Origin of the sequence: Mesorhizobium sp. L103C105A0 (assembly GCF_000502215.1) — a bacterium.
Classification (GTDB): Bacteria; Pseudomonadota; Alphaproteobacteria; order Rhizobiales; family Rhizobiaceae; genus Mesorhizobium.
The window spans coordinates 140,427-154,052 of sequence record NZ_AYXF01000008.1 but is presented as its reverse complement, the minus strand read 5'-3'; the positions used below and the strand labels follow the sequence as shown (position 1 = coordinate 154,052).

The following is a 13,626-nucleotide window of genomic DNA, read 5'->3' as shown; positions in this document are numbered from 1 at the left end:
GACAAACAAAAGACGAGGATGCCCCAAATGAGTGACACCGCAGAGCGCGTCAAGAAGATCGTCATCGAACATCTTGGCGTCGATGCCGACAAGGTGACGGAGCAGGCGAGCTTCATCGATGATCTGGGCGCGGACAGCCTCGACACGGTCGAACTCGTCATGGCCTTCGAAGAAGAGTTCGGCGTCGAGATTCCGGACGATGCGGCCGAGACCATCCTGACCGTCGGCGATGCCGTGAAGTACATCGACAAGGCTTCGGCCTGACACTATCCGCAGTCATCACCGGGGAGGACCTGCGATGAGGCGTGTCGTGGTCACGGGCCTTGGCCTGATTTCGCCGTTCGGCATGGGCTTCGAGCACAGCTGGAAGGAACTTCTGACCGGCCGCAGCGCCGCCAAGCGCGTCACCGAGTTCGAAGTGGAAGATCTTGCCTGCAAGATAGCCCACGTCATTCCGCGCGGTGACGGCACCAACGGCACGCTCAATCCCGAAGCCGTGCTCGAGCCCAAGGAACTGCGCAAGATCGGCGACTTCATCCTTTACGGGATTGCGGCCGCCGACGAAGCGCTGAAGGATTCCGGCTGGGAGCCCAGCACCGAAGCCGAGCGCTGCGCCACCGGCGTCATGATCGGCTCCGGCATTGGCGGCCTCGAGGGCATCGCCGAGAACGCTATCATCCTGAAAGAGCGCGGACCGCGCCGTATCAGTCCATTCTTCATTCCCGGCAACATTATCAACCTGGTATCTGGCCAGGTATCGATCCGGCATGGGCTGAAAGGCCCCAACCACGCCGTCGTCACCGCCTGCTCGACCGGCGCGCACGCCATTGGCGATGCCGCCCGGCTGATCATCTTCGGCGATGCCGACGTGATGCTGGCCGGCGGCGCGGAATCGCCGGTGACCAGACTATCGCTTGCCGGCTTCGCTGCTTGCCGGGCACTGTCCACCGACCGCAACGACACGCCTGAGAAGGCCTCGCGTCCCTATGACCGCGACCGTGACGGCTTCGTCATGGGCGAGGGCGCCGGCGTCGTGGTGCTGGAAGAACTCGAACACGCCAAGGCGCGCGGCGCCAAGATCTATGCCGAGGTCACCGGCTACGGCCTGACCGGCGATGCCTATCACATCACCGCACCGGCCGAAGACGGCGACGGCGCCTTCCGCTGCATGACGGCGGCGCTGAACCGGGCCAAGCTGACGCCCGCCGACGTCGACTACATCAACGCGCACGGCACCTCGACCATGGCCGACACGATCGAACTCGGCGCCGTCGAGCGGCTGGTCGGCAACGCCGCCTCGAAAATCTCGATGTCGTCGACCAAGTCGTCGATCGGCCATCTCCTGGGTGCCGCGGGTGCCGCCGAGGCGATCTTTTCGATCCTCGCTATCAGAGACAACATCGCGCCAGCCACCATCAATCTTGACAACCCGGAACGCGAAACCGCGATCGATCTTGTTCCGAACACGCCACGGCATCGCCAGGTCGACGTGGCGCTGTCCAACTCCTTCGGCTTCGGCGGCACCAACGCTTCGCTGGTATTCCAGCGTTATACAGGCTGATTGCGGTATCGACCGGCGCGCCAGCGGTCTGTCGTCAATTTTGCCATATTCAAGCCTACTCTGCCGCTGGGGATTCGTCGCATCGGCCTGAAACCGAAGGCGCTTTTTTAAAAGCACGATGCGTAGGCTTGAAATGTTAGGGCACGCTGTGCGTCCAATCGGGCGCATGGTCGCTCTAAGAGATCAGATGGTAGGGCGCTAATGAACACCAATCCGGGCGGCAGCGGACAATTCGGACAAAACCAGCAGACCGGCCCGATCGTGCCGAAGACCGCGGCCGAAGCTTTGCGCCCGGAAGCCGGCACACCACCACCAAAGCGCTCGCGCGCCTCGCGCAGCCAAGTCGTCGTGTTCATGAACTTCGTCATCTCCGCGGTGATGTTGATGATCCTCGCCGCCGGCGTTTCGCTCTATTTCGGCAAGCAGGCATTCAACGAACCGGGCCCGTCGGTGGCCGGCGACACCTTCCTGGTCAAGCCGAGCACCGGCGTCCAGGATATTGCCGACCAGCTCGAACGGCGTGGGCTGATCAGCGATGCCCGCATCTTCCGCATCGCCGTGCGGGTCTATGGCAATGATTCAGCGCTGAAGGCAGGCGAATACGAGATAAAGCCGCGCGCCTCCATGCGCGACATCATGGAGCTTCTGAAGAGCGGCAAGTCGGTGATGTATTCGCTGACCATTCCCGAGGGCCTGACGGTCGAGCAGGCGCTGCAGCGCATCGCCGAGCAGGATGCGCTGACCGGCGACATGCCGGCCGCCAAGCCGGCTGAGGGCAGCCTCGCCACCGACACGCTGCGCTTTACCCGCGGCGCCACGCGCCAACAGATGGTCGACAAGCTGCTCGCCGACCAGAAGAAGCTGGTCGACGAGGTCTGGCAGCGGCGCGCGCCCGACCTGCCTCTGGCCAATGTCGACGACTTCGTCACCTTGGCCTCGATCGTCGAAAAGGAAACCGGCCGGGGCGACGAGCGCTCGCGCGTTGCCGCCGTCTTCCTCAACCGTCTGGCCAAGGGCATGCGGCTGCAATCCGATCCGACCATCATTTACGGCCTGTTCGGCGGCAAGGGCAAACCCGCCGACCGGCCGATTTATCAATCTGACATCCAGAAACAGACGCCTTACAACACCTATCTGATCAACGGCCTGCCGCCGACGCCGATCGCCAATCCCGGCCGCGCCGCGCTCGAAGCCGTCGCCAACCCGTCGAAGACCGATGATCTCTATTTCGTCGCCGACGGCACCGGCGGCCACGTCTTTGCCACCACGCTTGCCGAGCACAATGAGAACGTTGCCCGCTACCGGGCACTGCAGAAGAAGCAGGCTGAAGACGCCGCCAAGGGCGCCAAGACTCCGGGCCAGACCGATGCGCCGGCGGATGGCGACGACAACGGTGACGCAAGTGGCGATGCCGCCGGTGACAGCGGTGATGCCGGCGATACGGGTGCCGCCCAGTAGCAGGCCGGCGCTTTCAGAGGGATCGACCTTAAGCGACGCGGACAGAGGCGGACGCGCTGCTGCTTTGAACGAACAGCGGGGTTCGAAGCGTTTTCGGTCTTGCTCGGGTGCCTCTGAATCTCGATTTCAGCCCTGCGAGATCGAAACGACAGCGGCAATCAACATCTTGCCGGTATTGCGATTCTGACATTCGCGCTGCCCGTGATATCGAACGCATGCGCAATTGTTAGAATCGGACCATCAGGGAGACACGAGCCGCATCATGAATTTGCAGAGCATGACCGGATTTGCACGCACTGTTGCCGAACATGACGGCGCCTCGATCGCCTGGGAGGTCAAGTCGGTCAACGGCAAGAGCGTCGAGGTCAGGTTGCGGTTGCCGCAAGGTTTCGAGCGGCTCGAACCGACTGTGCGGCAGACGCTGCAGANAGAGCGTCGAGGTCAGGTTGCGGTTGCCGCAAGGTTTCGAGCGGCTCGAACCGACTGTGCGGCAGACGCTGCAGAAGCGCTTTTCGCGTGGCAATTTCCAAGCGACGCTGACCGTCGGCCGCGCCGCCGGCCAGCAGGCGCAGCCGGTGGTCAACGAAGCCTTCCTCAGGGATCTGGCGGGCATGGCCAAGCGGCTGCAGGACCAGTTCGGTGTTGGTCCGGCAACTGCCGACGGTCTGCTTTCCCTGCGCGGCGTGCTCGATATCCCTGAAACCAGCGAAACCGAGGAGGTGCGGGCAGCACTCGACGCGTCAATCCTGTCCGCGCTGGAAACGGCGCTTACAGGTCTCGAGCAGGCACGCCAGAACGAGGGCGAAGCGCTGCGTTCGCTGCTTTCCGGCCATATCGACGCCATTGAGGCGCTGACGCTTCAAGCCGAGGCCGACCCGTCGCGCGAACCGGCGGCGATCCGCGAGCGGATCGCCGAACAGGTGCGGCTGCTGATGGATGCGTCGGCCAATCTCGATGCCGGCCGGCTGCACATGGAAGCGGCGTTCCTGGCCACCAAGGCCGATATCCGTGAAGAGATCGATCGGCTGAAGACGCATGTGGCGTCGGGCAGAGCGCTGCTGGCAAATGGCGGCGCCATCGGCCGCAAGCTCGATTTTCTGGCGCAGGAATTCAACCGCGAATCGAATACGCTGTGTTCCAAGTCGAACGCCGCCACTGTCACCGCCATCGGGCTGGAACTGAAGGCGGTGGTCGACCGGTTTCGCGAACAGGTCCAGAATCTGGAGTAAACCCGAATGGGTGGCAAGGAGCCGATGGTTGCCAGGGATCTCGGATCCCGCATTCGCCGCCGCGGGCTGATGCTGGTCCTGTCGTCGCCGTCGGGCGCCGGCAAGTCGACGATCGCGCGCAACCTGCTGGAAAGCGACGGCAGCCTGGAATTATCGGTCTCGGTCACCACCAGGCCACGCCGCGGCTCGGAGATCGAGGGCGTCCACTATCACTTCCGCACCACGCGCGAGTTCGAGCGGCTGCGCGATTCCGACGCGTTGCTCGAATGGGCCGAGGTGCACGGCAATTGCTACGCGACGCCGCGCGAGCCGGCCGAACTGGCGCTGGCGCAGGGCCGTGACATGCTCTTCGACATCGACTGGCAAGGCGCCCAGCAGCTCAAGGAGAAGATGCGCGCCGACATCGTCTCGATCTTCATCCTGCCGCCGTCGATGAAGGAATTGAAGTCGCGCCTCAAGCGCCGCGCCGAGGACCAGGAGCACGTGATCGAGACCAGGCTGAAGAACGCCCGCAACGAGATCGAGCACTGGAAGGAATATGACTTTGTCATCGTCAACGACGATCTCGACCGCGCCTTCGCCGAAGTGCGTGGCATCGTGACGGCGGAAAGGCTGCGGCGCGACCGCCGGCCCGGGCTGTTCGATTTCGTCTCGGGGTTGCTGGACGAGAAGACGGAATAGCTCGTCCACCGCTGGCAATCTAAATTAGCGGCATCAGCTGCCTGGCAGATCGTCCGGCCAACGCTGCGCTCCGTGAAGCACGCGCAGGATTCGAATCGTGCTGTTGGTCAGCTGATAGGCCGCGACATATGGCGTGCCGACGATGACGATCTCTCGTGTCCCTGCAAGCCTGCCGATCCGGCCGCTTTGGGGAAGGTCCCGAAGACGGTTGATTGCGGCGACGATCCGCTCATCGGTGGCGATCGCGGCCGCAGGATTGTCGGCCTCGATATGCGCGAAGATGCCGTCGCGATCTGAAAGCGCGAATGGCGACCAGACGATCTTCAAGATTTAGGTTCACCCGAACGCCGCGCCGCGGCGCGTCTCTCGGCAAAATGCGCCTCGACTTGATCATCAGGAATGTCTTGTCGGGTGTCGTCGAGCGCTTCGCGAACCTTGGCGCGAAACCATAAATCATACGCCTCGTTGTTTGTGACGAGATCGATGGGCAGCGCACCCTCGTTGGCGGTTCGGGTGAGCAATATCCGCACCGCATCCGAGACCGTCAGCCCCATGCTTTCGAGCACCGCCGAAGCTCGATCCCGGATGTCGGCGTCGATACGCGTCTGGACCAGTGCATTTGCTGGCATGGCAATCTCCTTCGACGTCAATGTAATGCGTTTGAATGACGATTGCTAGGCGGCGCTAGCGCCGCCGGTCAAACCGCGTTTGTCAGCCGCACGAATTCCTCGACGCTGAGCGTCTCCGCACGCCGGGTCGGATCGATGCCGGCGCGCGTCAGCAGTGCCTCGCCACCCAGGCTCTTCACGCTCTGCCGCAGCATTTTCCGGCGCTGGCCGAAAGCGGCTTCGGTGACGCGACCGAGTTTTTTCACGTCGGTTGACAAAGGGCTGGCGCGCGGCACCAGATGCACCACCGAGGACGTTACCTTGGGTGGCGGCGTGAACGCTTGCGGCGGCACGTCGAAGGCGATCCTCGCCTCGGTCCGCCAGCCCGCCAGCACGCCGAGCCGGCCATAAGCATCGCTGCCGAAACCGGCGACAATGCGCTCGGCCACCTCGCGCTGGAACATCAGCGTCATCGATTGATAGAAGGGTGGCCAGTCCGCCACAGTCAGCCAACGGATCAACAGCTCGGTGCCGATATTGTAGGGCAGGTTGGCGGCAATCCTCACCGGGCTGCCTTGTGACGCGGTCTTGGCAAGAGCGGCAAAATCCGTCTTCAGCGCATCGCCGCTGATCACCTCGAGCCGGCCCGGATAGTGGTTGGAGACCTCGGCCAAGGCCGCAAGGCAGCGTTCGTCGCGCTCGATGGCGACGACGCGGCGGGCACCGGCAGCGAGCAGCGCCCTGGTCAGCCCGCCGGGGCCGGGGCCGACCTCGATTACCGTACTGTCGCTAAGGTCCCCGGCGACGCGCGCGATCTTGCCGGTCAAATTGAGGTCGAGCAGGAAATTCTGGCCAAGCGCCTTCTTTGCCTGCAGTCCATGGCGCTCGATCACCTCGCGCAGCGGCGGCAGCCCGTCAATGCTCATGAATTTTGGGCTCATGATTTGGGCTCATGATTTTTGGCTCATGCAACTGCGGGCTTTGCGCCGGTATCGGCCAGCCGGCGGGCCAGCTTCAGCGCCGCGATCAGGCTGTCGGGACGTGCGATGCCCTTGCCGGCGATGTCGAAGGCTGTGCCGTGATCGGGCGAGGTGCGGATGAACGGCAGGCCAAGCGTGACGTTGACGGCCTGGTCGAAGGCCAGCGCCTTGGCCGGGATCAACGCCTGGTCATGATACATGCAGACCGCCACGTCGTAGCCGGCGCGGGCGCGCGCATGAAACATCGTATCGGCCGGCAGCGGTCCGAAGGCATCGATGCCTTGCGCCCGCAACATGTCGACCGCAGGACGAATGATGTGCTCGTCCTCTGTCCCCATGGCGCCGCTTTCGCCGGCATGCGGATTGAGGCCGGCAAGCGCGAGCCTCGGCCTGGCGATGCCGAAACGGCGTGCAAGATCGCCGGCGGTGATGCGCGCGATGGCAACGATCAGCTCCGTCGTCAGCGTCTTCGGCACCTCGGCCAGCGCGATGTGGATGGTGACAGGAACGGTGCGCAATTCGGGGCCGGCGATCAGCATCACCGGCGTCACCGTGCCGCCGGTGTGGAGCGAGGCCAGATGCGCCAGATACTCGGTGTGGCCGGGAAAGCCGAAGCCGGCATCGTAGAGCGGCTTCTTCGCGATCGGACAGGTGACGACCGCGGCCGCGTGACCGGCAAGGCAGTCGGCGACGGCGCGATCGATGGCCTCGATGATGCCGGCGGCATTGGCCGGGTCGGGCCGGCCGGGATCGTCGGTGAAGTGGGCCGCCAGCGGCACCACGGGCAAGGCGTGTTGAAAGACACCAGCTGCTTGGGCCGGCACCGTCTCGGCGATTGCCACCGCCGCGCCGAGCCGGCGCGCCCGCGCGGCAATCAGCGCCGGATCGGCGAGAAGGTAGAAGGGCGCGGCACCGGAACCGCGGGCGCTCTGCCACGCGGCAATGGCGATTTCCGGACCGACGCCGGATGGATCGCCGACGCTCAGCGCCAGCGGAAGCTCTGTCTCATGCACGGCTGGGCCGGTTCAGCGCGTAACGATCTTGGCTTTCGCCTTCAGCTCTTCGACATATTTGGCCGAGAGCTCGTCGGCGTTCTTGTCGCCGCTGCCTTCGCTCTGGAACACCATCTGGGCCGCCTTGTCGTCGGAAACCTCTCGCGACGAGCAGATGCCGATGAATTCAATGCCGCGATCGGTCTCGCGCACGGCCGTGGCGCCGCCCAGCTTGGTGGCCTTGATCTGCTCGGCCCAGTCCGGCGGCAGTTGCGGCGCCAGCAATCGGGGGAGGTCGCGAACGGTGACGTCGATCAGGCCCTTGGCGAATTCACGCGTGGTGTTGCAGCCATTGAAGCGGGCGCGCATGGCTTCAGCCTCGCGCTTGCGTTTGGCGAGTGTGGCACTGCGCTCGGCCTTCGGCACCACGAAGATCACCTGCTGCAGCATGTACTCGGTGGCGCTTGGCTTGGCGCCGCCTTTTTCGAGCATGCGCTTGACCAGATCCTGTTCGCTCACCTCCCCGCCGCCGCCGCTGTAGCGTGCGCTCAGCGCCTGGTTCCACGCCATCTGGGAGCGGATGAATTCCTTGAAATGCTCCTTGGTCACGCCGGACTGCGCCATGACACCGTCGAGCTGCTTGAGCTGCATCTTGTTGCTCGAGGCAAAGCGCTGATAGGCAGCCTCTACCTGGGCGTCGGAGATGCGGATGCCGAGACGCCTGGCCTCCGCCATGCGCAGCGTCTGGTCGATCATTTCCTGACCCGCGTCACCCTTCTTGCGCTGCAGTTTCAGGAAGGCAGCCCGGTGCGCGATGTCGCCGGTGGTGATCGGCATGTTGTTGACGACATACTTGATTTCACTGGCGAACGCCGGCGGTACCATCATGGTGACAGAGACCGAGGTCGCCGCCAACAGGAGCGCGAATCCTGCCGAAAACAGGTATTTCCTCATCGAAAGCATCCCAATTCTACCCGGTTTTGGCCGATTCCAGCCCGATATTGGCGAAATCCGTGCCCGCTTTATGCGGCAAAACGATGTCGTCAGCCGGCTCTACTGGATGGAGTCGATCGAGCTTTGGGACGAGCCGAAATCGCCGAGCGTGCGGAACGACAGGTTGAAGCCGACATTCTGCGACACTTCCTTGGTGTTGATGTCGCGTGATTCCGAGTACGTCATCAGGTAGGTGAAGCAGGAATCATTGTAGGCAAAGCCGACGCCGTCCTTGACCAGCACGCTTTGTTGCAGGTCGTAGGTGCCGGTGCCGAAGACGCGCCAGTTTTCGGCCAGGTGTGTCGAGGCGCCGAGCGTGACTTCGTGGCGGTCGGTGGTGAAACCATAGAGCGGCTGCGCCTGGATGAAGGCGTATTTGGCGCTCAGCGAAACCGGCAGCCCGGAATAGGCGGCCTTCACCTCGGCACGGCGAACTTCGAAGGTCTGCTCGTCGAAGCGGCCGCTGAGCGAACCGGAGAAGCCGCTCGGGCTGCTGAAGCCGACAAGGCCGACATAGTCGGAGGTCGAAGTCTCCAAGCCGGAATCGGCGCCCGCATTGACCAGATCCGGTGAATCGAACGAGTTGCGCCCGCCCAACTGGTAGGATTGGCCGAAGATCGCGTTGGTGCCCCAGCCATTGTCGTAGGCGCCGGAATAGCGGAACCCGACATTGGCGCGGCTGCCGCCTTCGACGCGGTCGTAGCCGGAGAACTTGTCGCGCTCGAACAGCGTCGTGGCGTCGAAGACGAAGCTCTGTGCATCCTCGTTGGGAACGGCGAGCCCGCCGACATACTGCTCATTCGGGCGCATGAAGACCTGCGCCATCGGCTCGACGATATGGCTGGAGCCGGTCATCGAGAACAGCACCGGCCAGCGCATTTCAAGTCCGGCGGTCGCCATGTACCGGGCGAAGGAAGACCGCATGTCGTCGGCGGCACCGACATTCGTTGCCATCTGGTTTACCGCAGTCAGCGAAGCCGAAGAAGCGTTGAGATAGTCGACGTCGCCCTGCAGAGCCAGAAGGGGCGTCAACTGCAATCCGCCGTCCGTGGTGAAGGTACGCTTCCATTCGGCTTCGGCGGTGAGGCGACCGGATTCGCCCTCGATGCCGCGCACGCGCTGGACGCCTGAGCCCGGCACATAGGGGGTAAAATAGGCCTGATCGAGATCGTCGCGGCGAATGACTCGTGCATTGACGTTGAACGACAGCTGGCCGCCGGCCACCGACATGTCGGGGATGTAGGCATAGTCGAGCGACGGCAACACCCAGGGCTGCTTGTCGCTGCGCGATGCGACGTTGCCGTCCGGTGTGTTCTCCTGAACCTGGAAGCGCATGGCGCGCACATCGAAATAATTGCGGTCGTTTAGGCCGGTCAGGTAGACCGACGATTGATGCACGGCGTCGTTGTAGCCTTCGATCGTATAGGTACGCGAAAAATTCTTGTCGGTCTGAAGCAGGATATCCCAGCCGAAGTCCCAGCGCGGATTGATGGCGAACTGGCCCTTGGTGCCCATCATGCCGCGGAACTTGTTCGGATCGCCTGCTGGCCCCGAATTGACATTGTAGCCGCCGGGGAAAGCCGCGAAATCACGGAAAGCGCCAGGGTCCTGCTGGTTGATTCCGGCAAGCTTCAGCGTGTACTGGCCATTGTTGAAGCGCTGGCGCCACTCGGCCTCGCCGAGGAAACCCTGCTTGGTGTAGCCGCTGCCGGTAACGGTGAGGTCGTAGGTCGGCGACAGGGCAAAATAGTAGGGGACTTTGACGCCGACGCCGAGACGGTTGTTGTAGCCGATGCTGGGGATCAGGAAGCCGCTTTTGCGCTTGACCGTAGGGTCGGCGATCTCGAACGCCGGCAGGTAAGCCAGCGGGAAACCGAAGAATTCGAAATTCGCATTCTCGAAGCGAACCGTTTTCTTTTCGCCGTTCCAGATGATCTTCCTGGCTTTGATCCGCCAGGTCGGCGCCTTGTCCGGCTTGTCTTCGCAAGGCTCGCAGGCCGTATAGACGCCGTTGTGGAACGTTGTCAGCACGCCGCCCATGCGCTCGGCGCTTTCGGCGGCGAAATAGGCTTTTTCGGGCGTTTCGACGCGCAGCGCATTAACGAAACCGTCAGCGAAATCGTCGGTAATATCGATATGCTGCGAGTTGATCTTGGTGCCGTCGCTGTTGACGATCTCCACATTGCCGCTGGCAACCAGCCGCTTGGTGTTTCGATCATAGACGACGCGCTGGGCGACGAGCTTGTTGCCGCCATAGTCGATCTGGACGCCGCCGATGGCGGTGACCGTCTGGTTGTCATTGTTATAGACGAGCGTGTCGGCCGCCAGCAGCATCTGGGAGCCGGAGGGAACCTTCGTTGCCACGTCGGTAACGTCCTGCGCCAGCGCAGGGGCCGTCAGCACGCCGCAGGCGAGCAGGCATGCCAAGGCGCTCGCCGAATAGAGGCGCGCCAAACCGGCCTGCCTATGGCTGCGCAAAGCCGCCTCCCTCACTAGCCGTCTTCCTTGTATAGCAGGAATGTCACCCCAAAGAACATAGCCACGACAACCGGAACCCATGCAGCCACGGCTGTGGGCACGAATCCCGCCACGCCGAATGCCTTGACCAATACCGAAACGACATAAAGCAGAAAGCCGGCGAGGACGCCACCCAGAATCATCGTTGCCGACTGCCCCATCCTCGCAAATCGCATTGAAACTGTTGCCGCAATCAGCGTCATGGCCACAAGCAGGAACGGTAACGCCACCAGCGAATCGAACTGCATGGCGAAGGCATTTGCCTTGAGGCCGAAGGAGCGGGCAACCTCAATCTTGCCGGGAAGGTCGTAAAACGGGATGGTTTCGGGGCGCGCCAGCCGTTCCTGCACGAATTCCGGCTTGAGGTTGGTCGGCAACTGGTCGGTCGTTTCGGAACGGATGTTGCCGTCCTTGAACACCTTGACGTCCTGCAATTCCCAGTAGCCGTCGCGCAGAAAGGCCCGCGCGGCGTCCTTGCGCTCGACGATGTTGCCCTGCGGATCGAGGACGAAGAACACGGTGTCGGCCATTTCCAGGCCCTGGTTCAGGATGGCGCGGGCGCCGATGATGGTGTCGCCCGAGTTGGTTTTCTGGCGGATCCACGGCGTGGCATCGGCCGCCACCACGTTCGAATTGCCGGATCGCAGCTGGTTTTCCATCTGCTCCGACCATGAGAAGCCATGCGCGGCGATCGGATTGAGCACGCCGACCGATAGTATGCCGAATAACAGCGCACCTATGCAGCAGGGCAACAGAAACTGCCAGGCCGACACTCCGGCCGATCGCGCAATCACCAGCTCGTATTTGCGGTTGAGCGACACCAGCGTCGCCATCGCCGAGAACAGACCGACGAACGGCACCGTCTGCAGCATGATCATCGGCATCCTCAGCGCCGAGATCGCGACCGCCGTGCCGTAGGTGAAGCCCGGCAGGCCGGTGATGCGGCCGGACAGCTCGGTGAAGTCGATCAGGAACACCAGCGCCAGAAGGCCGATGAAGAACCAGATCGTGATCGACACGTAGCGAAAGAAGAAGTAGCGGCCCAGGGTCCAGCCCATCGTCAGGCTCCCTGGCCGGATGTGTAGCGCCGATTGAGGCGCAGCTTGAGCGCCGTCCAGCCATCGCTGACGCGGCCGGCGAAATTCGTCATCCAGTCGGCCCAGCTGCCGGGCAGTTCCATGCTTCGCGAGGTGACGATGAACCAGATGGCGACCGCCGAGGCGATGACCGGCACGCCATAGACCATATAGGCGTATTGCGGGATCTTGTCGGCCTTGCCGGCGGCAAAGAAGCCCAGCCAGCGCACGAACAGCGCAATGGCGATGGCTGTGATCAGCGGGTGGATGCGCGCCTCGCGGTGTGAGCGCGCATCGCCTGCCACGGCCAGCGCGATCAGCGCGAACACCAGCGAATAGGACCATTCGGAAAAGCGCTGGTCGAGCTCGGCCTTGTAGGCGCCGGGCCTGCGCTGGAAGATCTTGTCGTTCGGATCCGGGTTGAGCAGGTATTGCGTCGTTCGGTCCTTGGGCAGGAGCATGATATCGTTCGCCGCCGACATGAAGGCGGAAAGGTCGAAGGCGTAGGACGTGAAGCGGATGACCGACAGGTCGCCGGTCAGCGTCTTGCGATGAATGACGCCGTCATTCATCATCAGCACCTTCTCGTCACCCTTTTCGACGACGCTGCCGCTCTTGGCATAATAGATCAGATTGGCGCCTTCCTCGCGCGAATCGGCCACGAAGATGCCGCCGAGCCGGTTGTCCGGAAGCCGCTCGCCTATCTGCAGGAACAGCCCGTCGTCGATCTTGCGGAACGTGCCTTCCTGGATGATCAGCGACAAGAGATCGGCGCGCGAGGACGCGATCAGCTGGCGGTTCTTCTGCCTGGCATAGGGTTCGACGCCATTGTCGACCGCGAAGGAAAAGACGCTGGCCGCCAGCGCGATCAGCAGGACCGGCCGCACAATCGTCCAGCGCGAGGCGCCGGCGGCGTTGATGACGGCCAATTCCGAATCGGAGTTCATGACGCTGAGCGTCTGGGCCACCGCCACCACCAGGGCGAATGGCACCACGATCGGGATGATGGTGGGGATGATGAGGCCCGCGACCTCGAAAAAAGTCAGCGCCGATTGGCCACTGTCGGTGACCAGGTCGATGCGGGCAAGCACCTGCGTCGTCCAGACAATGGCCAGCGTCCAGATCAGCGCAGCGAGAAACACCGCCAACGCGCGACGCATGATGTAGCGTTCAACGACCTTCATGCAAGGCTTTTCTCGATTTGCCGAACGGCATCATGCCCGCGGACAAGGTAGTCGTCCGGCTGCGGCTGTACAACTGGGTGCGTTTGGCCATTTCTTTCAGGCAGTTCGATCCGATTCTCCGTCCCACATCGCCCGTCCCGCAGGCCGGAGTGTCGGCGGCAATGGATAAGAAAGGGAGAACATCGATGGTTAACAACAGGTTGCGGCAGGAAAGCGGGGCCGTGCCGCGACGAATCGTTATCGATTCCGCTGCGCATATGAGCCCTGATTCCGGCAAAGTCTTGCCAAATCAAGGAAAACGACCAAATGTCGCGCATCTTCCCTGAGAATGCATTTTTCCTGAAAAT

The 13,626-nt window shown here is 62.9% G+C and carries 13 protein-coding genes and 1 pseudogene; 6 read left to right on the top strand and 8 right to left on the bottom strand.

Annotated elements, in window-relative coordinates; genetic code table 11:
* Nucleotides 1-27: 27 nt before the first annotated feature.
* The 5 genes and pseudogenes from X727_RS143375 (at nucleotide 28) to gmk (ending at nucleotide 4,929) form a co-directional block, all read left to right on the top strand.
* Nucleotides 28-264 (top strand): acyl carrier protein, encoded by a 237-nt coding sequence (locus X727_RS143375; RefSeq protein WP_006203723.1) that lies wholly within the window; start codon nucleotides 28-30, stop codon nucleotides 262-264.
* Nucleotides 265-298: 34 nt separating this feature from the next.
* Nucleotides 299-1,561, top strand: a complete 1,263-nt coding sequence (fabF, locus tag X727_RS143380) for a beta-ketoacyl-ACP synthase II (protein ID WP_023834768.1) — start codon at nucleotides 299-301, stop codon at nucleotides 1,559-1,561.
* A 201-nt stretch (nucleotides 1,562-1,762) separates the two neighbouring features.
* Complete coding sequence (gene mltG / locus X727_RS143385; protein WP_023715070.1) at nucleotides 1,763-3,019, top strand: endolytic transglycosylase MltG; 1,257 nt, start codon at nucleotides 1,763-1,765, stop codon at nucleotides 3,017-3,019.
* A gap of 262 nt (nucleotides 3,020-3,281) precedes the next feature.
* A pseudogene (locus tag X727_RS0134380) lies at nucleotides 3,282-4,248 on the top strand (YicC/YloC family endoribonuclease).
* Nucleotides 4,249-4,272: 24 nt separating this feature from the next.
* Nucleotides 4,273-4,929, top strand: coding sequence for a guanylate kinase (gene gmk / locus X727_RS143390; RefSeq protein ID WP_023689111.1), 657 nt, complete (start codon nucleotides 4,273-4,275; stop codon nucleotides 4,927-4,929).
* A gap of 33 nt (nucleotides 4,930-4,962) precedes the next feature.
* Here gmk and X727_RS143395 read toward each other — a convergent pair whose 3' ends face one another.
* From X727_RS143395 to lptF, 8 genes are all read right to left on the bottom strand, one after another.
* The gene (locus tag X727_RS143395) at nucleotides 4,963-5,256 is read right to left on the bottom strand and encodes a type II toxin-antitoxin system RelE/ParE family toxin (RefSeq protein WP_023672730.1); all 294 of its coding nucleotides are present in this window, start codon (nucleotides 5,254-5,256) and stop codon (nucleotides 4,963-4,965) included.
* The gene (locus X727_RS143400; protein WP_023672731.1) at nucleotides 5,253-5,558 is read right to left on the bottom strand and encodes a type II toxin-antitoxin system RelB/DinJ family antitoxin; all 306 of its coding nucleotides are present in this window, start codon (nucleotides 5,556-5,558) and stop codon (nucleotides 5,253-5,255) included. The genes X727_RS143395 and X727_RS143400 overlap by 4 nt, the downstream gene beginning before the upstream one ends.
* Nucleotides 5,559-5,626: 68 nt before the next feature.
* Nucleotides 5,627-6,463, bottom strand: coding sequence for a 16S rRNA (adenine(1518)-N(6)/adenine(1519)-N(6))-dimethyltransferase RsmA (gene rsmA / locus X727_RS143405; protein WP_023727350.1), 837 nt, complete (start codon nucleotides 6,461-6,463; stop codon nucleotides 5,627-5,629).
* 38 nt (nucleotides 6,464-6,501) lie between these two features.
* Nucleotides 6,502-7,530 carry a 4-hydroxythreonine-4-phosphate dehydrogenase PdxA gene (gene pdxA / locus X727_RS143410; protein ID WP_031204525.1) on the bottom strand — a complete coding sequence of 343 codons (1,029 nt, stop codon included), beginning with the start codon at nucleotides 7,528-7,530 and terminating at the stop codon, nucleotides 6,502-6,504.
* 12 nt (nucleotides 7,531-7,542) lie between these two features.
* Nucleotides 7,543-8,472 carry a peptidylprolyl isomerase gene (locus X727_RS143415; RefSeq protein WP_023695593.1) on the bottom strand — a complete coding sequence of 310 codons (930 nt, stop codon included), beginning with the start codon at nucleotides 8,470-8,472 and terminating at the stop codon, nucleotides 7,543-7,545.
* Between the two features lie 90 nt (nucleotides 8,473-8,562).
* Nucleotides 8,563-10,995 (bottom strand): LPS-assembly protein LptD, encoded by a 2,433-nt coding sequence (locus tag X727_RS143420; RefSeq protein WP_023727348.1) that lies wholly within the window; start codon nucleotides 10,993-10,995, stop codon nucleotides 8,563-8,565.
* A complete protein-coding gene (lptG, locus tag X727_RS143425; protein WP_023702945.1) occupies nucleotides 10,995-12,077 on the bottom strand; it encodes an LPS export ABC transporter permease LptG in 1,083 nt (360 codons plus the stop codon). Before lptG ends, X727_RS143420 begins: the two co-directional genes overlap by 1 nt.
* Nucleotides 12,078-12,079: 2 nt before the next feature.
* Nucleotides 12,080-13,279 carry an LPS export ABC transporter permease LptF gene (gene lptF / locus X727_RS143430; protein ID WP_023672737.1) on the bottom strand — a complete coding sequence of 400 codons (1,200 nt, stop codon included), beginning with the start codon at nucleotides 13,277-13,279 and terminating at the stop codon, nucleotides 12,080-12,082.
* A 32-nt stretch (nucleotides 13,280-13,311) separates the two neighbouring features.
* Here lptF and X727_RS1000000168060 point away from each other — a divergent pair, with 32 nt between their 5' ends.
* A complete protein-coding gene (locus X727_RS1000000168060) occupies nucleotides 13,312-13,605 on the top strand; it encodes a hypothetical protein (RefSeq protein ID WP_155923601.1) in 294 nt (97 codons plus the stop codon).
* The last annotated feature ends 21 nt before the right edge of the window (nucleotides 13,606-13,626 follow it).